Origin of the sequence: Aeromicrobium sp. Leaf289, from assembly GCF_001423335.1 — a bacterium.
Classification (GTDB): Bacteria; Actinomycetota; Actinomycetes; order Propionibacteriales; family Nocardioidaceae; genus Aeromicrobium.
Genome location: NZ_LMNK01000001.1, coordinates 298,880 through 322,103 on the forward strand (window position 1 = coordinate 298,880; position 23,224 = coordinate 322,103).

General features: G+C 72.0%; 20 protein-coding genes. 12 read left to right on the forward strand and 8 right to left on the reverse strand.

Going from position 1 to position 23,224, the window contains the following annotated elements; translation table 11 throughout:
* The first annotated feature begins 36 nt into the window (after positions 1–36).
* Both ASF37_RS17315 and ASF37_RS01460 read left to right on the forward strand, forming a co-directional pair.
* Complete coding sequence (locus tag ASF37_RS17315; RefSeq protein WP_056578658.1) at positions 37–534, forward strand: CAP domain-containing protein; 498 nt, start codon at positions 37–39, stop codon at positions 532–534.
* Positions 535–715: 181 nt separating this feature from the next.
* Positions 716–922 carry a cold-shock protein gene (locus ASF37_RS01460; RefSeq protein WP_055967782.1) on the forward strand — a complete coding sequence of 69 codons (207 nt, stop codon included), beginning with the start codon at positions 716–718 and terminating at the stop codon, positions 920–922.
* Between the two features lie 79 nt (positions 923–1,001).
* Here the strand turns inward: ASF37_RS01460 and ASF37_RS17020 are convergent, their stop codons facing one another.
* On the reverse strand, positions 1,002–1,178 hold the full coding sequence (locus tag ASF37_RS17020) for a hypothetical protein (RefSeq protein WP_156364778.1): 177 nt from the start codon (positions 1,176–1,178) through the stop codon (positions 1,002–1,004).
* A 99-nt stretch (positions 1,179–1,277) separates the two neighbouring features.
* Positions 1,278–2,867 (reverse strand): DUF6884 domain-containing protein, encoded by a 1,590-nt coding sequence (locus tag ASF37_RS01465; RefSeq protein WP_156364777.1) that lies wholly within the window; start codon positions 2,865–2,867, stop codon positions 1,278–1,280.
* A 208-nt stretch (positions 2,868–3,075) separates the two neighbouring features.
* Here ASF37_RS01465 and ASF37_RS01470 point away from each other — a divergent pair, with 208 nt between their 5' ends.
* On the forward strand, positions 3,076–3,471 hold the full coding sequence (locus ASF37_RS01470) for a co-chaperone YbbN (RefSeq protein ID WP_055967775.1): 396 nt from the start codon (positions 3,076–3,078) through the stop codon (positions 3,469–3,471).
* A 15-nt stretch (positions 3,472–3,486) separates the two neighbouring features.
* Here the strand turns inward: ASF37_RS01470 and ASF37_RS01475 are convergent, their stop codons facing one another.
* Entirely contained in the window at positions 3,487–4,620 is a 1,134-nt protein-coding gene (locus tag ASF37_RS01475) for a serine hydrolase (RefSeq protein ID WP_056578661.1), read from the reverse strand.
* A 99-nt stretch (positions 4,621–4,719) separates the two neighbouring features.
* Between ASF37_RS01475 and ASF37_RS01480 the strand changes: the two genes are divergently transcribed.
* From ASF37_RS01480 to ASF37_RS01490, 3 genes are all read left to right on the forward strand, one after another.
* Positions 4,720–5,040 (forward strand): putative quinol monooxygenase, encoded by a 321-nt coding sequence (locus ASF37_RS01480; RefSeq protein ID WP_055967767.1) that lies wholly within the window; start codon positions 4,720–4,722, stop codon positions 5,038–5,040.
* Positions 5,041–5,100: 60 nt separating this feature from the next.
* Positions 5,101–7,776: a DEAD/DEAH box helicase gene (locus tag ASF37_RS01485; RefSeq protein ID WP_082495494.1), complete on the forward strand. Its 2,676-nt coding sequence runs from the start codon at positions 5,101–5,103 to the stop codon at positions 7,774–7,776.
* Between the two features lie 144 nt (positions 7,777–7,920).
* Entirely contained in the window at positions 7,921–9,300 is a 1,380-nt protein-coding gene (locus ASF37_RS01490; protein ID WP_056579149.1) for a GntP family permease, read from the forward strand.
* Positions 9,301–9,323: 23 nt separating this feature from the next.
* On the opposite strand, the gene ASF37_RS01495 is transcribed toward ASF37_RS01490, so the two are convergent.
* On the reverse strand, positions 9,324–10,007 hold the full coding sequence (locus ASF37_RS01495; RefSeq protein ID WP_055967765.1) for a FadR/GntR family transcriptional regulator: 684 nt from the start codon (positions 10,005–10,007) through the stop codon (positions 9,324–9,326).
* Positions 10,008–10,039: 32 nt separating this feature from the next.
* Here ASF37_RS01495 and ASF37_RS01500 point away from each other — a divergent pair, with 32 nt between their 5' ends.
* A complete protein-coding gene (locus ASF37_RS01500; protein WP_055967763.1) occupies positions 10,040–10,555 on the forward strand; it encodes a gluconokinase in 516 nt (171 codons plus the stop codon).
* Here ASF37_RS01500 and ASF37_RS01505 read toward each other — a convergent pair.
* The 3 genes from ASF37_RS01505 to ASF37_RS01515 form a co-directional block, all read right to left on the reverse strand.
* Positions 10,552–11,883: a lipase family protein gene (locus ASF37_RS01505; protein ID WP_200914540.1), complete on the reverse strand. Its 1,332-nt coding sequence runs from the start codon at positions 11,881–11,883 to the stop codon at positions 10,552–10,554. The two genes, ASF37_RS01500 and ASF37_RS01505, sit on opposite strands and share 4 nt — an antisense overlap.
* Positions 11,884–11,956: 73 nt before the next feature.
* Positions 11,957–13,162, reverse strand: coding sequence for a hypothetical protein (locus ASF37_RS01510; RefSeq protein WP_056578663.1), 1,206 nt, complete (start codon positions 13,160–13,162; stop codon positions 11,957–11,959).
* Positions 13,163–13,250: 88 nt separating this feature from the next.
* Positions 13,251–14,432 carry a GAF domain-containing protein gene (locus ASF37_RS01515; protein WP_056578666.1) on the reverse strand — a complete coding sequence of 394 codons (1,182 nt, stop codon included), beginning with the start codon at positions 14,430–14,432 and terminating at the stop codon, positions 13,251–13,253.
* Positions 14,433–14,546: 114 nt separating this feature from the next.
* On the opposite strand from ASF37_RS01515, the gene ASF37_RS01520 reads away from it, so the two are divergent.
* From ASF37_RS01520 to betT, 4 genes are all read left to right on the forward strand, one after another.
* Positions 14,547–16,370 carry an NAD(P)/FAD-dependent oxidoreductase gene (locus ASF37_RS01520; RefSeq protein ID WP_056578669.1) on the forward strand — a complete coding sequence of 608 codons (1,824 nt, stop codon included), beginning with the start codon at positions 14,547–14,549 and terminating at the stop codon, positions 16,368–16,370.
* Between the two features lie 112 nt (positions 16,371–16,482).
* Positions 16,483–18,048, forward strand: a complete 1,566-nt coding sequence (locus ASF37_RS01525) for an aldehyde dehydrogenase family protein (RefSeq protein WP_055967751.1) — start codon at positions 16,483–16,485, stop codon at positions 18,046–18,048.
* Positions 18,045–19,784 carry a choline dehydrogenase gene (gene betA, locus ASF37_RS01530; RefSeq protein WP_056578672.1) on the forward strand — a complete coding sequence of 580 codons (1,740 nt, stop codon included), beginning with the start codon at positions 18,045–18,047 and terminating at the stop codon, positions 19,782–19,784. Before ASF37_RS01525 ends, betA begins: the two co-directional genes overlap by 4 nt.
* Positions 19,781–21,835: a choline BCCT transporter BetT gene (betT, locus tag ASF37_RS01535; RefSeq protein WP_056577075.1), complete on the forward strand. Its 2,055-nt coding sequence runs from the start codon at positions 19,781–19,783 to the stop codon at positions 21,833–21,835. The genes betA and betT overlap by 4 nt, the downstream gene beginning before the upstream one ends.
* A 138-nt stretch (positions 21,836–21,973) precedes the next feature.
* Here the strand turns inward: betT and bluB are convergent, their stop codons facing one another.
* Positions 21,974–22,645, reverse strand: a complete 672-nt coding sequence (bluB, locus tag ASF37_RS01540; protein ID WP_056578676.1) for a 5,6-dimethylbenzimidazole synthase — start codon at positions 22,643–22,645, stop codon at positions 21,974–21,976.
* 37 nt (positions 22,646–22,682) lie between these two features.
* Here bluB and ASF37_RS01545 point away from each other — a divergent pair, with 37 nt between their 5' ends.
* The gene (locus tag ASF37_RS01545) at positions 22,683–23,141 is read left to right on the forward strand and encodes an aminoacyl-tRNA deacylase (RefSeq protein ID WP_056578679.1); all 459 of its coding nucleotides are present in this window, start codon (positions 22,683–22,685) and stop codon (positions 23,139–23,141) included.
* The last annotated feature ends 83 nt before the right edge of the window (positions 23,142–23,224 follow it).

A 23,224-nucleotide genomic window follows, 5' to 3' on the forward strand; every position in this document is an offset into this window, starting at 1 on the left:
CGCCGTCTCCAGGGGCATGACCGACAGGAACCTTGCATGCGCACGTTGCTCGTGGGCGGCCTCACGGCCGTCCTGCTCGCCGTCACCACCGTCGCGGCCCACGCGTACATCGGGTCACCGACTTACCAGAAGCAGGTCCTGGACCAGACCAACGTGGTGCGCGCAGCGCACGACCGACCGCCCGTCACCTTGCGGACCTGCTTGGACACCTACGCGAACTCGTGGGCGAAGTACCTCGCCACGCAAAAGAAGTCGCTTCAACACCGACCCGGCTCCCAGCTCAAGACGATCATGGAGCGCTGCGGGCTGGACGGCATCGGCGAGAACCTGGCCTTCAACCACTCGACAGGGACGCGGACCGTCGGGGCCGCGAAGGACGTGGCATGCACCGGGTCCTGCGCGAATAACTGGATGAAGTCCCCGGGCCACCGGGCCAACCAGCTCGGCGCGGGATTCCGCTACGTCGGCATCGGCGCCTATCGGGACGCCGACGACCGCTACTACGCCGTCGCGCTGTACGGCAATCCCCGCTGACCGACGCGCCGACACGGACCCTCGCCGCGCCCTGCTCCGTGACCTAGGCTGGATACGTTGTCGTTGGATCCGGCCGTGCCGGCACCTCGGGGTCCTCGTGCCCTGGGCTGCTCCCAGCGGGTGAGACGACGGACGACGCGCCCGCGACGGTCGCGGACGCACCCGAAGGAGTAGTTGAAGAATGGCAACAGGAACGGTCAAGTGGTTCAACGCCGACAAGGGCTTCGGCTTCATCGCCCCCGACGACGGCAGCGAGGACGTGTTCGCACACTTCAGCGCGATCCAGACGAGCGGCTACCGCTCGCTCAACGAGAACCAGAAGGTCGAGTTCGACGTCGAGCAGGGCCAGAAGGGTCTGCAGGCGGCCAACATCCGCCCACTGGACTGATCACGGCGCATCACGGCCCCGTCGAGCGAAGGCTCGGCGGGGCCGTGTCACGTCCGGGGCCCCTCGACGGGGGCGGTGCTCAGAGTCGGCCGGACTCGTCCCAGGCGTGGCAGGCGAAGTCCGTCGCGTCGCGGCGCACCCGCGTGCCGAGGTCGAGACGGTCGTGGGCCGTGGTGGCGCGCAGGGGTCGGCGCGGGAAGCGGGCGCGACCGGCCGCGACGTCCGTGGTCTCGTAGTCGAAGATCGTGTCGTCCATCTCATGAGGGTATCCTCATGTTTGCGCGAGCAGCACCCCTACCGAGAGGTAGTGTTCGGCGGCTCGACGACGGTCGGACGTGGACCGCGCGCGACTGACTCAGCCGTGCCGGCGGCGCAACTCGGCGAGGCGGCGCCTCATCTCACCCGCTCGCAGGTGGTCGACGTTGAGCGGCGGCTCGAGCGCGGCGACCACCCGGTGCGCGAGGGCGTGGATGCTGTCGCGCTCGGCCGTGGGCCACGTGACCACACGCAGGTGCCGACGCATCCAGTCGGTGAGGGCCGGGTCGTCGAGCGAGCTCATCGCCAGGGGCTCGCTCAGGACGATCGCCAGACCGGCGCGGAACATCGAGCTCCGCGACCGCCCCTGCAGCTGGACGTCCTGGACCAGGTGCCGCAGGCTGTGGACCGCGTCGGGCCAGCGCCCGAGCGCGCCCGCGTGTCCGACGTGCAGGACGCCGGCACCGACCGGGAGCATGAGGCTGCGGTTCAACATCCGCGCCCCGTCCGCGTCGACGTGCCAGGCGAAGAGACCCGGCACCTCCTGGATGGCGTCGAGGCGGTCGGGCGCCACGGCGCCGGCGCCGTCGCCCAGGTGCCGCACGACGACGGAGACCTCGTCGTCGTCGAGCAGTGGGTCGTCCTGGTCGGCGGGGACGGCTGCCGACACGAGCGGCACCGGCTCCGCGCGAACCGGCTCGTCCGTCGTCGAGGGGACACGCATCGCGTCGGAGCCGCCGCGTGCTCGCTGCGGCACCGGATCGGGCTGGGACGCCAGCGGCGGGCGGGGACGGTCGCGGACGGCGGTCAGGTCGTCCGAGCGCTCCGGGCCACCGACGCTGACCTCCGCGCCCGCGTCCTGCAGCACGGCCGCGAGGGGGCCGACGTAGGCGTGCGGAGCGATGACGTGCACCCGTCGTCCGTCCACCGCCCCCTCCAGCGACTCGAGGCGGACGAGCACCCACTCCGCCCACACCTGACGGAACTGCGGGCTCAGGTCCCCGAGGGCCCGTGAGTCCGGCGACACCCACTCCGCGGGGTCCAGGAGCCCGTGCTCGGCCGACAGCACGTACCACCTCGCTCCGCGAGCCTGGGCCCGCAGACGCGCGGACTGGAAGTCCTCGGAACGGAAGATCTCGCGTGACGGCGCCGGCACCAGGACTCGCTCGCCGTCGCTCGCGATCAGGAGCACGTCGGCCGACTCGGCGGTGGGGTCGGGCACCACCTGCAGCTCACCGGCCAGGCCTGAGCGCTCGATGAGGTCCTCGAAGGTCGAGCCGACGGCTCGGCCGACCGGCTCGGTGTCTCGGTCGGCCGGAGGCTCCGCGTCGGACCCGGGGCGGGGGGCGCGCACCACGGTCGCGTCGTCGAAGGCCGAGGCGACGAACCGGTCGTGCACGGGATCGTCCGTCCCGCTCGACGTGTCGTCCGACGGCCCCGGGGCCACGCCCGTCGGATCGCCGTCGGCCGGCAGGTCGGGGTCGATCTTGCGCTCACCCTCCGGTATCACCTCGTACATGCCCCGGGACACGCGGCGGAAGATCGGCGCCCGGCTCGCGAACTGCGCCTGCTTGGGCCGTCCCCCCTCGCACAGGCCGACCAGGTGCGCGCGGATCGTCGCCTGCCCGATCTCGGGGTAGGTACGAGCGAACCAGCGGTGGACGTCCTCGTAGCGGAAGGGATCGGGCATGGCGGCAGCGCACTCGTACATGAGCTGCCACACCGGCCGGTCGTACTTCACTGGTCCCCCACGGTCCTCTCTGGTCCGCCGCTGGCGGCGACAGGTGGGGAGAGCACCCTTCGGGAGGTTCATGACGCAACAGGACGAGGATCACAGGGAATGTCGTCCCGGGCACGGCTGTTGACACCGACGTACCGCACCCTTCGAGAGGATCACCATGCCGACCGTCGACCTCACCGCCAAGAGCTTCGAGGAGACCGTCACGACCGACGGCATCACCCTCGTGGACTGGTGGGCCTCCTGGTGTGGCCCGTGCCGCCAGTTCGCTCCCGTCTACGACGCCGCCAGCGACCAGCACCCGGACGTCACGTTCGGCAAGATCGACACCGAGGCCGAGCAGGAGCTCGCCGGTGCCGCCGGCATCACGTCGATCCCCACCCTCATGGCGTTCCGCGACGGCGTCCTCGTCTTCAGCCAGCCCGGTGCCCTGCCGGCGCCCGCGCTGGACCAGGTGATCCAGGCCGTGCGCGACCTCGACATGGACGACGTGCACCGTCAGGTCGCCGAGGCGCAGGCCGCGGAGCCCGAGGTCCCCGAGGAGCTGCGGGACTGAGTCCCGTCCGGCTGGTCACGCCAGAGCGGCCAGCACCCGCGACGTGAGGTCGGCTGCACCGAGGTCGTCCGGCGAGGACGGGCGGGCGCCGATGCGCACCGCGACGACGTCGCGCGAGGGCACCACGGCGAGGATCTGGTTGCCGTAGCCGATCGCCCACCGGGCATCGGCCGGCACGTCCGGCGCCAGGCGGCCCGTGGTGGGCGGCCGGTCGGCGCCGAAGCCGGCGGCCCGCTCGATCGTCTGCACCCGGCCCTCGGCGTTGATCCACCACAGGCCGCCGTACGCGGCGTTGAGGTCGCTGGAGGACGTGCCCGTCAGCCGCTGCACCAGGTCGGCCGAGACGATCCGTCCGCCGTCCCAGCGGCCGTCACGGGCCACGAGCAGGCCGATCCGCGCCAGGTCGTCGCAGGACGAGCGGATGCCGGAGTACGTGGTGGTGGCGCCCGACGGGTCGCGGTCCCACGTCGTGTCACGCAGCCCGAGCGGGTCGAGCAGTCGCTCCCGCGCGAAGCCCTCGACGTCTCCACCCGTCGCCGAGGACAGGACCGCCGCCAGCACCTGGACGGCCATGTTGTCGTACTCCCAGTGCTCACCGGGCGGGTGCTCCTGCCCCACACCGAGCGAGAACGCCGTCTTGTCGGGCTCGCGACGGATCATCCGCCCGTAGTCGACGTCGTAGCTCCACCGCCGACCCGACGTCATGGACAGCAACTGCTCGACCGTCACGTCGGCCGACGGCCCGCCCCGCCACTGCGGGACGTGCTCGGCCGTCCGGTCGTCGAGCGAGAGGAGCCCGTCGTCGACGGCGATGCCGACGAGCAGGGCCGTGACGGACTTGGTGACCGAGTAGACCGGACCAGCGGTGCGCGCCGTCGCGCCAGGCGCCGTCCACCGGTGGACGAGCGTGCCGTCCTCGACCACGGCGACACAGGTGCTGCCGGTCGATGCCGCGGCGGCGTCGAGCTCGTCCCACCGGCCGGCCTCGTCGCGGTCCCACTCCCCCGCGGGCCAGACCTCGGGAGGCGGCGCGAGGGTGGGCAGCGAGCCACCCAAGGTACCTCCGCTCGGGCGGTCGTCGTCGCCGGGCGCCGTCGTGCAGGCACCCGCGAGCGCGAGCAACGAGAGCAGGACGAGGGCAGCGCGCACCCGACCACTGTCTCACCGCACCCCGGGAGCGCGCAGGCTGCGGACCTCGCCGACGCGACCTAGGGTCGATCCGGACCCACCTCCTCCGAAAGGACCCCCATGATCCTCATCGTCGTGAAGTTCGCCGTGCGACCCGAGCACGCCGAGACGTTCCCCGAGGCGGTCGGACCGTTCACCGAGGCCACGCGCGCCGAGTCGGGGAACCTCTTCTTCGAGTGGTCCCGCAGCCTCGAGGACGAGCACACCTACGTGCTGGTCGAGGGGTTCGAGGACGACGCCGCCGAGGCGCACGTGTCGAGCGACCACTTCGCGGCCGGCCTGGAGGCCATGCGCCCCCTGCTGGTCTCGACGCCCCAGATCATCAGCCACCAGGTCCCGGTCGACGGATGGGGACCGATGGGCGAGCTGCAGATCGACTGACCCGACGGTCACCATGGACGCCCTGCACGACGCGCTGGGGCCGTGAGGGACAATGGTCGGATGCCCACGACCACCGACCTCAGGCTGCTGCTGAGGCATCCGGTCGACTTCGAGGTCGCCGAGGACCCGGCCGACTCGCGCTTCGTGTTCCGGGCTCCGGACGGCGAGCAGCGGGTCACGGCGACCGAGGCCATCGGCGCGCTCAGTCAGGGCATCCGGACCATGAACGCGGACGCCTCGGTGCGCGCCTGGGCCACGCCGGCCATCCTCGCCCTGCGTCTCATGGCCTCCGGCCGGCTGGCCGCTCCCGACTCGACCGCGGCCTCCCAGCTGCAGGACGCAGCCCGCGCGATCGGCCCCGACCCGGCCTCGGCGCAGGCCAAGGTGCGGGGCTTCCTGTCCGCCCTGGCGGTCGACGCGCCCGCCGTCGCGACCCAGCCGCAGGATCTCGGCGCCGGCACTCCCGGACGCCCCGGGAGCTCCGCCTCGGCGACCTCGCGCGACGGCGTCGCGCCTCCGCCCCTGGTGGAGCGCGCGCCCGTGCGGCCGCGCCACTTCAGCGGCCAGCTCGTCGTGACCTTCCGTGCGGCCGAGGACTCCGACAATCCCGATCGACCCGTCGCGGACGTGCGACTGCGCGTCAAGCCGCTCGACGCCGCCTGGGCCGCGGTCGACGTGGCGGAGATCTGGCGCAAGGAGGACCACCACTTCGGACCGGGGTCCCGGCCCGGCGTGCGCACCCTGATCACCACGGCGGCCGCGGCGTGGCCGGTCCTCACGCGCCTGCTCGGCCGTCTGGACACCGGCTCCGTCCCCGTGACCGCGGCCGAGATCGGCGAGCTCGGACGCACCCGTGTCTCGAGCCTGCTGCGCGCCTACCGCATGGAGGTGCTCTGGCCCGACGGCCTCGTGCGCGAGCTCGACGCCCGCCCCACCGTGCGCCGCGTCGGCGAGGCGATGCCTCACGACCGCCCGCGGGCGTTCGCCCGGGCGCAGGTCTTCCGCTTCGACTGGAACCTCGCCCTCGGGGACGAGACGCTGACCTCCGCCGAGCTCGACATGCTGGCCGAGTCCCAGCACGGGCTCGTCCAGCTCCGCGACCGCTGGGTCCTCGTCGACCCCGCCCGCACCCGGGCGATGCTCGAGCACCGCAGCCAGGAGATCACGGCACTGGAGGCGCTGCGGGCCGCGGTCACGGGCGAGGTCGAAGTCGATGACGTCCGCACCCAGGTCGACACCGAGGGCTGGCTGGACGACGTGCGTCAGCGCCTCGCGCACCAGGGGTCGCGCGACCCGGTCGAGCCGTCGCCCCGGCTCGCAGGGACCCTCCGTGAGTACCAGCGCGACGGGCTGCGGTGGATGGCCCAGCTGGTCGACCTCGGGCTCGGCGGCATCCTCGCCGACGACATGGGCCTGGGCAAGACGGTCATGCTCATCGCGCTGCACCTGCACCTGGAGGACCTCGCCCGCGAGGCCGGCGACGAGCCCGCCCCCACCCTCGTCATCTGCCCGGCGTCCGTCGTGGGCAACTGGGAGCGCGAGATCCGACGCTTCGCCCCCGGCGTCGAGGTCCGCCGGCACCACGGCGCCGGACGCAGCCTCGACGGCGTGGAGAACGGCTTCGTGGTCACCACCTACGCCACCCTGCGACGCGACGCCCGCCTGCTGGCCACGTTCGAGCGCGGCTGGGGCGTCGTGGTCGCCGACGAGGCCCAGTACGTCAAGAACCAGCGCTCGGCCGGCGCGAAGGCGCTGCGAGCGATCCCCTCACCCGTGCGCCTGGCTCTCACGGGCACCCCGGTCGAGAACGGGCTGACCGAGCTCTGGTCGATCCTCGACTGGACCACGCCCGGGCTGCTGGGCGGGCTCGAGGAGTTCCGTCGTCGCTGGTCGCGGCCCATCGAGCGAGGGCAGGACCGCGACCGCGCGGGCGAGCTGTCCAGGCTCGTGCGTCCCTTCGTGCTGCGGCGCCGCAAGAGCGATCCCGGCATCGCTCCCGAGCTCCCGCCGAAGACCGAGACGGACTACCGGGTGCACCTGACCCGCGAGCAGGTCGGGCTCTACGAGGCGATCGTCCGCGAGGCGATGGCGCAGATCGAGGCGAGCGACGGCATGCAGCGCCGCGGGCTGGTCGTGCGGCTGCTGACCCAGCTCAAGCAGGTGTGCAACCACCCGGCCCAGCTGCTGCGCGAGCCGAGGAGCACGCTCTCGGGCCGCTCCGGAAAGCTGGAGATGCTCGACGAGCTGGTCGACGAGATCATCGCCGAGGACGGCGCGGTCCTGGTGTTCACGCAGTACGCCCAGATGGGCCACCTGCTCACCCGACACCTCGCCGAACGTCGCATCGACGCCCAGTTCCTGCACGGCGGCACCCCGGTCCCGGTCCGCGAGCAGATGGTCACCCGCTTCCAGGCGGGCGAGGTGCCGGTGTTCGTGCTGTCGCTCAAGGCCGGCGGCACCGGGCTCAACCTCACGCGGGCCGACCACGTGATCCACTACGACCGCTGGTGGAACCCGGCCGTCGAGGACCAGGCCACGGACCGCGCGCACCGCATCGGTCAGACCAAGCCGGTCCAGGTGCACCGGATCATCGCCGAGGGAACCATCGAGGAGTCGGTGGCCGAGCTCATCGCCTCCAAGCGGGCCCTGGCCGACGCTGTGGTGAACGCCGGCGAGGGCGCGCTCACGGAGCTGACGGACGCCGAGCTCGGGGACCTGGTGCGCCTGCGCCGCTGAGGGCGACAGCACCTGCCTCGTCCCCGTGGACGGGCCCGCGACGGAGCGTGTCGCGGACGAGACGTTGCATTGGTACTACCATTGCGGCACACTCGGGTGACCTGGCTCACGCCGGTCGCCCCGCTCCCGACCTCGGAGACCCTCATGGATCCCATCACCCCCGTGCACAGCACCGGCGTCCTGCTGCTCATCGCGGCCGTCGCGGTCGCCGTGCTCCTCGTTCTCATCATCGTCGTGCGCCTGCACGCGTTCATCGCGCTCGTGCTCGTCAGCCTCCTGACGGCCGTGGCCGCCGGCATCCCGCTGGCCGACGTACCTCTCGCGCTCACCTCGGGCTTCGGCTCCACGCTCGCCTCGGTGGCCCTGCTGGTCGGCTTCGGCGTGATGATCGGCCGACTGCTCGAGGCGTCCGGAGGCGCCCAGGTGCTCGCGGACACGCTGGTCACCCGCTTCGGCGAGGCGCGCGCCCCGTTCGCGCTCGGCGTCGCCGCGTTCCTCTTCGGCCTGCCGATCTTCTTCGACGCCGGCCTGGTCGTGTTCCTCCCGATCATCCTGACCGTCGCGCGTCGCTTCGGTGGCTCCGTCCTGCTGTACGCCCTCCCTGCTGCAGGCGCGTTCGCCGCTACGCACGCCCTGCTGCCGCCGCACCCGGGACCCGTCGCCGCCGGCACGGTCATGGGCGGCGACCTCGGCGTCGTGCTGCTGGTGAACCTGCCGATCGCGGTCGTCGCCTGGTACGTGGGCGTCTACCTCTTCTCCCGGTACGTCGGCAAGCGCGTCCACGTCGAGGTCTCGACCATCCTCATGGGCGAGCAGAACGACGGATCCGGATCCACCGCCCCACCGCCCCCGTTCTCGCTCGTGCTGTCGATCCTGCTCGTACCGCTCGTGCTCATCGGGCTCAACACGGTGCTCACGACGCTCGTCACGAACGGCACGGTGGCCGAGGGCAACGCCTTGGTCGAGACCCTCGTGCTGCTGGGCAACACGCCCGTCGCCCTGCTCCTGACGCTGATGCTCGCGATCGCGACCATCGGCCGACGCGGTCGCACGCTGTCCGAGACCCAGGGCCTGCTGGACGCCTCGCTCGGGCCGGTCTGCTCGGTCATCCTCATCACGGGTGCGGGCGGCATGCTCGGCGGCGTGCTGCGCACGAGCGGCATCGGCGACGCGCTCACCGACTCGCTCGGCGACCTCGGCATCCCGCTCCTGCTGCAGGCGTTCCTGCTCGCGACGGCGCTGCGCGTCGCCCAGGGCTCGGCCACGGTCGCGCTGACCACGGCGTCCGGACTCATCGCCTCGCAGACCACGGACCTGTCCGACGTGCAGGTGGCGCTCCTGGTCACCGCGGTGGCAGCCGGCGCGACCGTGCTCTCGCACGTCAACGACTCGGGCTTCTGGCTGGTCAGCCGGTTCTTCGGCATGGACGAGAAGACGACGCTGCGCACGTGGACGGTGATGGAGACGACGCTGGGCGTGTCGGCCTTCGCGGTCGCCGCGGCCCTCTACCCCCTCGTCGGATGACCACGTCCGACAGCGACCTGCGGTCAGTCGTCGCGCATCTGGGCGACGACCTCGGCGCAGATCGCGTGCATGGCCGATCGGGCCGCCTCGCCGTCACGCTCGGCGACGGCACGCGCGACGGCCGCGTGCAGGCGACGCGCCTCGGGCTTGGGCTCGGACGGCATGAGATGGTGGTCGGTCCGCCCGCGGAGCACCTCCTCGACCACGCCCCCGAGGGCCTGGAACATCACGTTGCCGGACGCTTGGAGCAGCAGCCGGTGGAACGTCACGTCGAGCTCGAGGAACGACCGGAGATCGCCGCCGGCGCCGGTGCGCTCGAGGTCGTCGGCCAGGTCGAGCAGCTGCGACCGCACCTCGTCGGAGGCGTGGTGCGCGGCGAGCTCGGCGCTCGGCGGCTCCACGGCCGCGCGCAGCTGCGACAGCTGTCGCAGGAGGTGGGCACGTCCCGGTCCGGCCAGCCGCCAGCGGAGCACCGCGGGCGCGTAGTGGTCCCAGCGGTCCTCCGGGAGCACGGTCACCCCGGTCCGACGCCGGCTCTCCACCAGGCCCATCGACGCCAGCACCTGCACGACCTCGCGGGCCACGGTGCGCGAGACCGCGTAGTCGGCACTGATCGAGTCGAGGGTCAGGGACTCACCGGGCGCCAGGCGGCCGTCGACGACGCGCGGACCCAGGTCGGCCAGGACCTCGGAGTGTGCCGTCACCATGGCGCTGACTCTAGAGCGTGGGAGGGAGCTCGATGACCGGCGCACTGCAGGTGGTCGTGATGGGGGTCTCCGGCACCGGCAAGAGCGAGGTGGGCAGCCGCGTCGCTGACCGGCTCTCCATGACCTACGTCGAGGGCGACGCCCACCACCCGGCCGCCAACATCGCGAAGATGTCGGCGGGCACGCCCCTCACGGACGACGACCGGCGGCCGTGGCTCGAGGAGCTGGCGGGCATCCTCGCCGACCACGCCGCACGAGGGATCCCCACGGTGCTCGGCTGCTCGGCGCTGCGGCGGACCTACCGCGACCTGCTGCGTGGTGACCAGCCGCCCGGCTCCGTGGCGTTCCTGCACCTCGTGGCCGACGTGGACGTGCTCGACGCCCGGATGCGCCGTCGGGAGCACTTCATGCCGGCGACCCTCCTCCGCAGCCAGCTCGACACGCTCGAGCCGCTGGAGCCCGACGAGCCGGGCGTGGCCATCGACGTCGACGCCCCGCTCGACCTGGTGGTCGACCGGGGCGTCGAGGCCGTGCGAGGTCTTCGCTAGAAGAGGCCGCACGTGGACAGGAACGGCGTCCCCGCCACCCGACCCTCGAGGAAAGCGAAGGCGTTCGGGAACCCGGCGACCGCTCCCCCGACGTGCGTCGGCGTCACGAGCGTCTGGAACCGCACCTTCGCGCCCTTGGAGCACCAGGAGCGCGCCATGTCGCGGCCCTGCGCGTAGTCGACGACGTCGTCGAGGCCCGAGTGCGCGACGAGGCTCGGCACCGTGGGCCGCGCCGAGCCGAGACGTCGCTCGGCCAGGGCCGCGGCGATGTCCGGACGGCTCAGGAACGCCGAGATCGGTCGACCGTCGACCGTGAGGTCGCTCGTGCGGGTGAAGGCGAACGAGGCGACCCCGTCGATGGTGCAGCTGTCCTGCACGCGGTCGAGGAAGTCCTGGCCGCGCGCGTTGAGCAGGTCGCGGATGCCCAGCTGCGGCTCGGCGTCGTCGAGCGCCGCGACGGCGTAGCCGAGGAACGCCGCGTACGGCGAGCCGTCGAGCTTCGGAGCCACCCGGGCGAGGTCGGCGGGGACCGCCCCGGCGTAGCCGCCCTTGAGCCTCAGCTCCGGCGCGTACCCGGCCGCGAGCTCCAGCGCGCCCGCGGCCGCGTTGCCGCCCTCGGAGTAGCCGGAGACCAGCACCGGTGCGGTGGAGGTGACGATGCCGAGCCTCTGCGCGGCGCGGACCGAGTCGAGGACGTTGCGCCCCAAGGACCGCGGGTCGACGTAGGGGTGGACACCGGGCGTGCCGAGACCCTCGTAGTCGGTGACCGCGACCGTGTAGCCACGCGCGAGCAGGCCCTTGATGAAGGCACCCTCGTACTCGGTGCCGGCTGCCAGCTGCCGGGACGGCGCGCAGCGGTCGGCCATGCCCTGGGTGCCCACGGCATAGGCCACGACCGGCCGCTCGCCTCGTCCGATCCAGCGGGTGCGCGGCTGCAGGACCGTGCCGGTGACCACCGTGGGTCCGTCGGCGTTGCCGCTCACGTACATGACGCGGGTGACGTCGGCCGGGGCCTTCAGCAGCTTCAACGGGTCGAGGTAGAACTGCGACGGCTCGCTGCGCACGACCGTGCCGGGTGCGCCCGACACCGAGGCCGGCGGGGTGTAGAAGTCGGCTGCGGACGCCGGCGGCGCGGCGACCAGCCCTCCCGCGAGGGCCGCGGCGGCGGCGAGGGCCAGGCGTGTCCTGAGTCGCCGTGACCGGCGCGGACGCGGCGATCCGGTGCGGGTCTCGGGCGAGGACGTGGGCATGGACGTGGACATCGGCGACTCCCCCATCGCGCGACACCCTCGGTCGCGCAGGGTGAGCGTGACAGTGACGCGCGTCACGCGTCAAGGGTGGGTCCGCCGGGAGCGGTGGGCGTCGTACGGACGTCCACCGCTCCCCACGTCTGCGCCGACCTCAGCCGGCCGAGACGATCTCGTTCGGCACGGCGGGCAGCGTCACCGAGTCGACGACAGCACCCGACGCGACGTCGATCTCGTGCAGCGTCCTGGTGCTCGGGTCGGTCACCCAGGCGGTGTCACCGTCGACGTGCAGCGTCGGCCGGGGCTTCTGCCAGTCGAGCGGCTCGCGCCACGGCTCGAGCACGTCGATCGTGTCGAGCCTGTCACCGGACTCGGCGTCGAGCACGTGCAGCGCCCCGTCGGTCCCGAGGACGAGTGCCTCGCCCGCTGCCCCGCGCCCGAGGGACCGGAACGAGTAGCTGGTCCCGAGGTCGACGAGGCGGATCTCGTCGGACTCGGTGTCGACGAGGCTGATGCGCTCGGGGCGCTCGAGCTCGGCGTCCGCGTCGACCTTGTAGTCGCCGAGCACGACGCGCGAGCTGCTGCTGCCGGCCTGGTTGCCGATGCGGCCGTAGGCGTCCGGGCTGTCGATCTTCGTCATCTCGCCGTCGCGCACGACCACGACGCCGTCCTCGCAGCCGACAACGGCGACGCCGTCCGCTGCCGTGGCCTCGCCGTGCACGCCCGTGCAGTCGTCGGTGCGGGCCTTCTCGGTGCCGTCGGCCCCACGGAGCACCACGGTCGAGCGCTCGTCGGCCGTGCCCTCGGTGTGCAGGAGGTCGCCGTCCAGGTTCACGGCGACACCGTGGTGCGGAGACGACAGCTCCACGGTGTCCACGACGGTGGTCGGGTCGTCGGTGTCGAGCTCCTGGATGGTGCCGGCGCCGTCGCTGAAGAGCAGCGTGGTGCCGTCGTGGACCGTCACGTGACCGGGCTCGGGCGCCTCGAAGGTCTCCCCGAGGCGCGGCTTGCCGGCCACGGCGTAGTGCGAGTGGTCGCCGTGCGCCTCGACCTCGACCCCGGTGTCGAGCAGCTGGAAGCCCTCGGTGGTGGACACGAACACGTGCCGGTCGTCGCCTGCCGGGTTCACCCGCACGAAGCCCTCGGACGGGAGCGTGGCCACGGGCTCGAGTGAGTCGCGGTCCAGCACGAGCAGACCCTCGTCGGTGGTGAGGACGAGGCGCGGGCCGGAGAGCTGCTGGCCGACGTCGGAGGCGGCGGTGTCGTCGTCACCTCCCCCGCCGCCACATGCGGCGGCGCCCAGGGCGAGGGCGGACACGACGGCGGCCGCGCGCAGTCGGGATCGGTGGAACAAGTGCATGGGTACTCCCCTAGTCGAGAACGATTCCCATGAACAGTAACGGGAACGATTCTCGACACGAGCGCGGGGTCCCGCTCGCGCTCGCCCCTCACCCGTGCAGCAGCTCCACCCCGTCGCTCAGCCGGTAGGGCGAGGACTCCACGAGCGCACCGACGACACGGCGAAGGCGCGAGACCTCCGCGCGAGCGGTGACCTCGTGGCCGTCGTCGCCGAAGAGGGCGCGGCCGAGTCCCGCCGCGGTGATGCCGGCGGGACCGGCGGCCGCCACGATCCGGAGCACCTCCGCGTGCCGGGCCGAGAGCCCCACGCTCCAGGGCTCTCCCGCGTGGTCGAGCGTCAGCAGTGGACGGTCCCCGCCGACCAGCCGGGCTCGCACCACGGCGTCGTCGGGCCGGGCCCTCAGGACCCACCCGTCACCCAGCCGTTCGGGCACGCAGAGACCCAGGCCCAGCACACGCTGCGACAGGCCGGCGCACGGAGCGGCCACCCGTTCGGGGGCCCGGACACCGACGGCGCGCGCCACCCACCCGTGCTCGTCGACCAGGAGGTGGGGTCCCGCCGCGGCCGTGAGCAGCGGCTCGGTCGCCTCCCTCAGCCTGGCGAGGCTCGACTCGTGCTGACGACGCAGCTCCAGCTGGGCCAGGCGCACTGCCGTCCCGACCAGCGCGACGACCGCCGGGTGGAGGGTCATCGCCGGACCGCTCACGTCGACCACGCCGAGGAGATCTCCCGTGACCGGGTCGTGGATCGGCGAGGCGGTGCAGTACCACGGGTGCTGGTGCTGCTCGAAGTGCTCTGCCGAGAACAGCTGCACCGGCGCCTGCTCCGCCAGCGCGGTGCCGATCGCGTTGGTGCCGACCACCTCCTCCGTCCAGAGCGCTCCCTCCTCGAAGCCGAGCGCGTCGGCCTGGCGACGCACCGCAGCAGCACCGCGCCGCCACAGGATCACGCCGTCGGCGTCCGTGAGCACGAGCAGGAAGTGCGAGGCCTCCGCGACGGGCTCGACGACCGAGGCCAGCTCCTCCACGACGAGACGCAGGCGGGAGTCCCGACGTCGGCGCTCCACCTCGCCGACCTTCAGCGGGTCGCGGGCGTTGGCGACGTCGGGCCGCACGCCGGCGCTCAGGGTGCGGGCCCACGACCGTGCGACCACGGGACGCAGGGGCGACGTCGACCGCGTCCCGGAGAGGACGGCGTCGCGGACCCGGGCGAGCTCCTGCGCGTGCCGACCCAGGTCGGTCCCCGGTCCGACCGCCGCGAAGCCTGCCATGGCGCCACCTCCGACCCGAGTGTGACCCCGGCCACGTTGCAACATCGTGCAACGGTTCCCGGGACACCCGGCGGGGCGGTGTCCTGCAGGTCCACGGACACCCGAGGAGAGACCATGACCGAGCTGCTGGACCCGCCCACCGCAACCGACCCCGCCGACCCCTCGACCCGCGTCGAGTCCTGGCTGCGCGACTTCGAGGACGCCCTGACAGCACGCGACACCGAGCGGGCGGCGTCCCTCTTCGCGCCGACCAGCTTCTGGCGCGACCTCGTCTCCTTCACCTGGAACATCACCACCGTCGAGGACCCGGCGGGCGTCAAGACGCTGCTTGACGACGTGCTCGACCGCGTCGACCCGAGCGCCTTCACGCTCACCGAGCCGGCCACCGAGGCCGACGGCGTCGTGGAGGCCTGGATCGCGTTCGAGACCGGCGTCGGCCGCGGCAAGGGCCACCTGCGCCTCACCGACGAGGGGGCGTGGACGCTGCTCACGTCGCTGCGCGAGCTGAAGGGCCACGAGGAGAACCAGGGCGAGACCCGACCCCAGGGCGTCAGCCACGAGCTCTCCAAGGGCAGGCTGTCCTGGAAGGAGGAGCGGGACGCCGAGGAGGCCGACCTCGGGCACGGCACGCAGCCGTACGCGCTGGTCATCGGCGGCGGACAGGGCGGCATCGCACTCGGCGCCCGGCTCCGCCAGCTCGGTGTCCCGGCCCTCGTGGTGGACCGCCACGACCGGCCGGGCGACCAGTGGCGCTCGCGCTACAAGAGCCTCTGCCTGCACGACCCGGTCTGGTACGACCACCTGCCCTACCTGCCGTTCCCGAAGAACTGGCCGGTGTTCGCACCCAAGGACAAGGTGGGCGACTGGCTCGAGATGTACACCCGGGTCATGGAGGTGCCGTACTGGTCGCGCTCCACGGTGAGGTCGGCGACGTTCGACGAGGCCGCCGGCACCTGGAGCGTGACGGTCGAGCGGGACGGCGAGTCCATCGAGCTGCGGCCCACCCAGCTGGTGTTCGCGACCGGCATGTCGGGCAAGGCCAACGTCCCGGAGCTCCCGGGCCAGGACGTCTTCGCCGGCGAGCAGCAGCACTCCAGCCAGCACCCCGGCCCGGAGGCCTACTCAGGCAAGAAGGTCGTGGTGATCGGCTCGAACAACTCCGCCTTCGACATCTGCGGGGCGCTGTGGGAGAACGACGCGGACGTCACGATGGTGCAGCGCTCCTCCACGCACATCGTGAAGTCGGCCTCCCTCATGGACATCGGCCTGGGCGATCTCTACTCCGAGCGGGCCGTCGAGGCAGGCGTCACCACGGAGAAGGCCGACATGATCTTCGCCTCGCTGCCCTACCGGATCATGCACGAGTTCCAGATCCCGCTGTACGAGCAGATGGCCGAGCGGGACGCGGACTTCTACCAGCGGCTGGAGTCCGCGGGCTTCGACCACGACTGGGGCGACGACGGCTCCGGCCTGTTCATGAAGTACCTGCGCCGCGGGTCGGGCTACTACATCGACGTCGGCGCGGCCGAGCTCGTCGCGGACGGGCGGGTGAAGCTCGCGCACGGCCAGGTGGACCACCTGACCGAGACGTCCGTGGTCCTGGCCGACGGCACCGAGCTCGAGGCCGACCTCGTGGTCTACGCCACGGGCTACGGCTCGATGAACGGCTGGGTGGCCGACATCGTCGACCAGGACACCGCGGCCCGCGTCGGCAAGTGCTGGGGCCTCGGATCGGAGACGACCAAGGACCCCGGTCCGTGGGAGGGCGAGCAGCGCAACATGTGGAAGCCCACCCAGGTCGAGAACCTGTGGATGCACGGCGGCAACCTGCACCAGTCGCGCCACTACTCGCTGTACCTGGCGCTGCAGCTGAAGGCCCGGTACGAGGGCATCCCGACCCCCGTCCACGGGCTGCAGGAGGTCCACCACACGACCTGACGGAACGGACCGCGGGTGCCGCCGGCCGATGACGCCGCGGCGGCACCCGTGGTTTGACGTGCTCTACGTGGTCCGGTTGGGTCGAAGGACTGCCCGACCGAGGAGGAACCGAGTGACCACCCTGTTCATCGACGGCCGGTGGCGCGACGCGAGCGACGGCGAGACCCGCCAGATCCGCTGCCCCGCCGACGGCCACCACGTCACCACGGTCGCCGAGGCGACCGCCGACGACGCCCGCGACGCCGTCGCCGCTGCTCGCACCGCGTTCGACGACGGCCCCTGGCCCCGCACGCCCTCCCCCGAGCGCGCCGCGCTCCTGCACCGCCTCGCCGACCGGCTCGAGGCCGAGAAGGAGACCGTCGCGCGCCTGGAGGCCCTCGACACCGGCAAGCGCATGGTCGAGGCCCGCATCGACATGGACGACGTGATCGGCGTCTTCCGTCACTTCGCCGGGCTGGCCCAGGCCGACGCCGGCCGCGTCGTCGATGCCGGCATGCCGGCCGTGAGGAGCCGGATCGTCCACGAGCCGGTGGGCGTGTGCTCCCTCATCACGCCGTGGAACTTCCCGCTGCTGCAGACGTCGTGGAAGGTCGCCCCTGCACTGGCCGCCGGGTGCACGTTCGTGCTCAAGCCGAGCGAGCTCACCCCCTCGACCGCGATCTGGCTGGTGCGCACCTTGGCCGACCTCGGCCTGCCCGACGGTGTCGCGAACCTGGTGCTCGGCGCGGGCGACCGCGTCGGCCCGGCCCTCACCGAGCCGCGTGCGGTCGACCTCGTCTCGTTCACCGGGGGGCTGGCCACCGGCCGTCGCATCATGGCGTCCGCCGCCCCGACCGTGAAGAAGATCGCCCTCGAGCTCGGGGGCAAGAACCCCAACATCGTCTTCGCCGACGCCGACTGGGACGCGGCGATCGACAACGCCCTCACCGCGGTGTTCCTGGACTCCGGGCAGGTCTGCTCCGCCGGTACCCGGCTCGTCGTCGAGGACTCGATCCACGACGCGTTCGTCGACGAGCTCGTCGAGCGTGCGGCCCGCATCCGGCTCGGTGGGCCCGACGACGAGCAGGCCGAGACCGGTCCGCTCATCAGCGCCGCGCACCGCGAGAAGGTCGAGGCCTACGTGGCCGCCGGTATCGAGGAGGGTGCGGTGCTGCGCGTCGGCGGAGCCCGACCCGACGACGCCGCGCTCGCCGACGGCTTCTACTACCTCCCCACCATCCTCGACGAGTGCTCGGCCGACATGTCCTGCGTGCAGGACGAGAGCTTCGGGCCCGTCCTCACGGTGGAACGGTTCACCGGCGCCGACGCCGACGGCCTCGAGGAGGCCGCGGTCTCGATCGCGAACGACACGATCTACGGCCTGGCCGGGGCCGTGTGGACCCAGGACGCCGGTCGCGCCGAGCGCGTCGCCTCGCGTCTGCGGCACGGCACCATCTGGATCAACGACTACCACCCCTACGTGCCCCAGGCCGAGTGGGGCGGCTTCAAGCAGAGCGGCATCGGCCGCGAGCTGGGGCTCGCCGGGCTCGACGAGTACCGAGAGTCCAAGCACGTCTGGCACAACACCCGTCCTGCGCCGACCGGCTGGTTCGGCGCCCCGTCCGACGGGACCAGCAGCGACCAGCCCAGCACCGACCAGCCCAGCGCCGACCAGCCCAGCACCGAGGAGCACGCGTGAAGAGCTACGACTACGTCATCGTCGGCGGCGGGTCCGCGGGCTCTGCCCTGGCCAACCGGCTGAGCGCCGACCCCTCCACGAGCGTGCTGGTGCTCGAGGCCGGGCGCCCCGACACCAAGCTGGACCCGTTCATCCACATGCCTGCGGCCCTGCCGTACCCGATCGGGAACCCGCTCTACGACTGGCGCTACGAGTCCGAGCCCGAGCCCCACATGGGTGGCCGCCGCGTCTTCCACGCCCGCGGCAAGGTCCTCGGCGGCTCGTCGAGCATCAACGGCATGATCTTCCAGCGCGGCAACCCGCTCGACTACGAGCGGTGGGCCGGTGAACCAGGCCTCGAGCACTGGGACTACGCCCACTGCCTGCCGTACTTCAAGCGCATGGAGACCTGCCTGGCCGGTGCCGACGCGTGGCGCGGCGGTTCCGGTCCCCTCGTCCTGGAGCGTGGTCCCGCCACGTCCCCGCTCTTCGGGGCGTTCTTCGAGGCCGTCCAGCAGGCGGGCCACCCTCTCACCGACGACGTAAACGGCTACCGCCAGGAGGGCTTCGCCAAGTTCGACCGCAACGTGCACCGCGGACGACGACTCAGCGCCAGCCAGGCCTACCTGGCACCGGTCAAGCATCGCAAGAACCTGACCGTGCACACCCTCTCGTTCGTCACGGGCCTGAGGATGCAGGGGAACCGCGTGACGGGTGTCGACTACGTGCGCGGCGGACGGCTCGAGCGCTCGGTGCAGGCCGGCGAGGTCGTCCTGTGCGGCGGCGCCTTCAACTCCCCCCAGCTGCTGCAGCTGGCCGGCATCGGCAACGCCGAGGAGCTCCGCGCCCTGGGCATCGACCCGGTCGTCGACCTGCCCGGCGTCGGCGAGAACATGCAGGACCACCTCGAGGTCTACATCCAGCACGCCTCCAAGCAGCCCGTGTCGATCGCGCCGTGGCTCAAGCACCGCCACAAGCCGCGCATCGGCGCCGAGTGGATGTTCCTGCGCCGCGGCGTCGGCGCCTCCAACCACTTCGAGGCGGGGGGCTTCGTCCGCAGCAACGACCAGGTCGAGTACCCGAACCTGATGTTCCACTTCCTGCCCATCGCCATCCGGTACGACGGGTCCAAGCCCGCGGGCGGCGAGGAGCACGGCGGGCACGGGTACCAGGTGCACATCGGACCCATGTACTCCGACGTGCGCGGCTCGCTCAAGATCAAGAGCCGCGACCCCCGTGAGCACCCCGCCCTGCGGTTCAACTACCTGTCGACCGAGAACGACCGACGTGAGTGGATCGAGATGATCCGCGCCGCGCGCGACATCCTCGAGCAGCCCGCGTTCTCGGCCTTCAGCGCCGGCGAGATCTCCCCGGGCCCGTCCGTGGAGACCGACCAGGAGATCCTCGACTGGGTCGCCAAGGACGCCGAGACCGCCCTGCACCCCTCGTGCACGGCGAAGATGGGCACCGACGACCTCAGCGTCGTCGATCCCGCCACCATGCGGGTGCACGGCACCGAGGGGCTGCGGGTCGTCGACGCGTCGGTCTTCCCGTACGTCACGAACGGCAACATCTACGCGCCGGTGATGATGATGGCCGAGAAGGCCGCCGACCTCATCACGGGTAACACGCCCCTGGCGCCCGAGGACGTGTCGTTCTACCGCCACGGGACCGGAATGCCTCTGTGGCCCGAGGGCGACCCGCGCAACGACGCCGCCCCCGGCACGGTGCGGCGCAACGCCGGAGCGACAGCATGAGCGTCGTGGACCGCGGCACCGCGGGCTCGGACGGTGCGACAGAGGAGCCGGCCTCGCGCGTCAACCTCCCCGTGTTCCTCGGGGCCTCCGTCGTCATCGTCGGCATCACCGCATGGGCGCTAGTCTCGCCCTCGAGTGCTGACGCAAGCCTCGCAACCCTGGTCGGGTGGGCCACTGACTGGTTCGGCTGGTTCTACGTGCTGCTCGCCACCGCCATCCTCGTGTTCGTCGTCTACATCGCGACCTCGCGGTTCGGCCGCACGAAGCTGGGACCGGAGCACGCGCAGCCGGAGTTCAGCACGTTCGCCTGGGCCTCCATGCTGTTCGCGGCCGGCATCGGGACCGACCTCATGTTCTTCGCGGTGGCCGAGCCGGTCACCCAGTACCTGGCGCCGCCCTCGGGCGAGCCCGAGACCGTCGACGCCGCCCGCGAGGCCACCGTGTGGACGCTCTTCCACTACGGGATCAGCGGCTGGGGCATGTACGCCCTCATGGGCGTGGCCCTCGGGTACTTCGCGTACCGGATGAACCTGCCCCTCGCGGTTCGTTCGGCGCTGCAGCCGCTCATCGGTCGTCGCACCGAGGGCTGGATGGGGGACACGGTCGACCTCGCCGCCGTGCTCGGCACGATCTTCGGCGTCGCCACCACGCTCGGGATCGCGGTCGTGCAGCTGAACTTCGGCCTGAACATGCTCTTCGACGTGCCGATGGGTCTCACGGCGCAGATCACCTTGATCGTGGTCGGGATCTCGATGGCGACGCTGTCGGCTGTCTCGGGCGTCGACAAGGGCATCAAGTGGCTCTCGCAGGCGAACGTCCTGCTCGCCGTCGGCCTGGCCGTGTGGATCCTGGTGACCGGCCGCACGGCCTACCTCCTCAACGCACTCGTGCTGAACGTGGGCGACTTCGTGCGCCTGTTCCCCGACATGACCCTTCAGACCTTCGCGCACGAGGACACCGGGTCGTGGATGGCCGACTGGACGCTGTTCTTCTGGGCGTGGTGGATCGCGTGGGCGTCGTTCGTGGGGCTCTTCCTGGCGCGCATCTCGCGTGGGCGCACCATCCGTCAGTTCGTGCTCGGCACGCTCATCATCCCGTTCCTCTACATCCTCATGTGGATCTCGATCTTCGGGAACGCATCGATCGACCTGGTGCGGCAGGGGAACCAGACGTTCGGCGAGCTGACCATGAACACGCCGGAGCAGGGCTTCTACACGATGCTCGCCGAGTACCCCGGCTTCACGTTCCTCGCCTCGATCGCGACGTTCACCGGCCTGCTGTTCTACGTGACGTCGGCCGACTCGGGAGCACTCATCATGGCCAACCTGTCGTCGCGGATGCGCGACGTCCACGCCGACGCCGGCGCGCCGCTGCGCATCTTCTGGGCCGTGGCCACAGGAGCGCTCACCATCGCCCTGCTGGCGGTCGGCGGCATCGCCACCCTGCAGTCGGCGACGATCATCATGGGCATCCCGTTCGCGCTCGTCATGGTGGCGGTGATGGTCGGTCTGCACCGAGCACTGCAGGCCGAGGCCTGGATCGTCGACTCCCGCGACGGCGCCCTCCACGGGGTGCTCTCCGGGCGCAGCGGCAGCTCGGACCGGTCGCAGGGCGGTCACTGGAAGGCGCGCCTGCGCCGGGTGATGTCGTTCCCCAGCGCGACGAAGGCAGACGAGTTCCTCGACCGAGTCGTGGCCCCGGCGCTCGAGGAGGTCGCGAGCGAGCTCACGACGTCCGGGGCGAACGCCTCCACGCGACGCTGCGTCGACGAGGACGGCAGGCCCGGCGTCGAGCTGCTCGCGGAGGTGGCCGACGGCACGACACCGTTCTGCTACCGCGTCACCCGGCGCGACGTGCCCATCCCGGTGTACAGCTCCTCGCTCGTGCCGAAGGGCGACGACTACTACGCCCGGCTCGAGGTGCACCTGCGCCACGGCGGCCAGGGCTACGACGTCATGGGGTACACGCACGGTCAGCTGATCGACGACGTGCTCGACGCCTACGAGGGACACCTGGAGTTCCTGCGGCTCGAGGACGGCACCACGCTGTAGTCGGGAGGGGAACGACGGAGCCGGCCCAGGGGAAGTGATCCGGCCCCGTCGTCCATCCCGAGAGAAGGTCGTTCTCCCATCGCCCGGGCGGTGAGGTGCCCGAGCGTCCCTCCATCAGAACCGAAGGTCAACGACAGGTCAAGGGTTGACGGGCGTCGATGCCTCGTCGGCGGGCCAGCGGTTTTCTCCCAGCAGCGCGACGAGGGGCCGCGGCGACGTCCAGTGCTCCTGCTCGAGCATCGGACGCTCGTAGAAGGCCTGGACCGGGCCCAGGCAGAGGATCGCGATGGGCTCCGCACCGACGGGCATCCCGATCTCGGCGGCAACGACCTCCGGGTCGAACAGCGAGACCCAGCCCATGCCGTAGCCCTCGGCCCGCGCGGCCAGCCAGAGGTTCTGGATCGCGCAGGAGGCGGAGGCGAGGTCCATGTGCGGCATCGTGCGTCGACCGAACACGTGTCGGTCACGGTCGTCGGTCAGGGCCACCACCAGCAGCTCCGCGCAGTCGAGCACGCCCTCGACCTTGAGCCGCATGAACTCCTCGGAGCGCTCCCCCATCGCCTCGGCGGTGAGGCGTCGCTCGGTCTCGACGTGGGCGTGCAGCCGCAGCCTCAACGAGCGGTCCGTGACCCGGACGAACCGCCACGGCTGCATCAGGCCGACGCTGGGAGCGCGGTGCGCGGCCTCGAGCAGCCGGGCCAGCACGTCCGAAGGAACCTCACCTCCGGCGAAGTGGCGCATGTCGCGACGTTCGGCGATCACCCGGTGCACGGTCGCCCGCTCGTGGTCCGGATAGGCGTGCTCGGTCACGGCCGCGACGCTAGCAAGCCCCTGGCACGATGAACCCATGGGGCGAGAGCGGGTGCTGGCCGACGCGGAGCGCCGTGGGCTGGAGGTCGAGCTCGTCGAGCGCCCTGCGGCCGGGAGCCTCGAGGAGGCCGCCGCCCAGCTCGGCGTGCCGCCCGCCGACATCGTCAAGACGCTCGTGGTGCAGCACGGCGACGCGTTCGTTCTCGTCCTCGTGCCCGGCGACCGACAGATCTCCTGGCCGCTCCTGCGCACCGCCCTCGGTGTGAACCGGGCACGGATGCCCGACGCCGACGCCGCGTTCGCCGCCACCGGGTACGAACGCGGGACCATCACGCCGCTCGGCACCACCTCCGCTCTGCCGGTCGTGGCCGACGCCTCGGTGCTCGGACGGCGCATCGCCCTCGGCGCCGGTGAGCACGGGTGGAGCGTCTGGGTCGACGCCGAAGCCCTCGTGACCGCCCTCGACGCCCAGGTCGCCGACGTCACGACGACCTGACCGGCGCGGGTGCCTTCGCCCAGCGAGCCTTCCACGGCGGATCGTGCACGAAAGCGACCACGCCGACCGTCACCCGCCCGTAG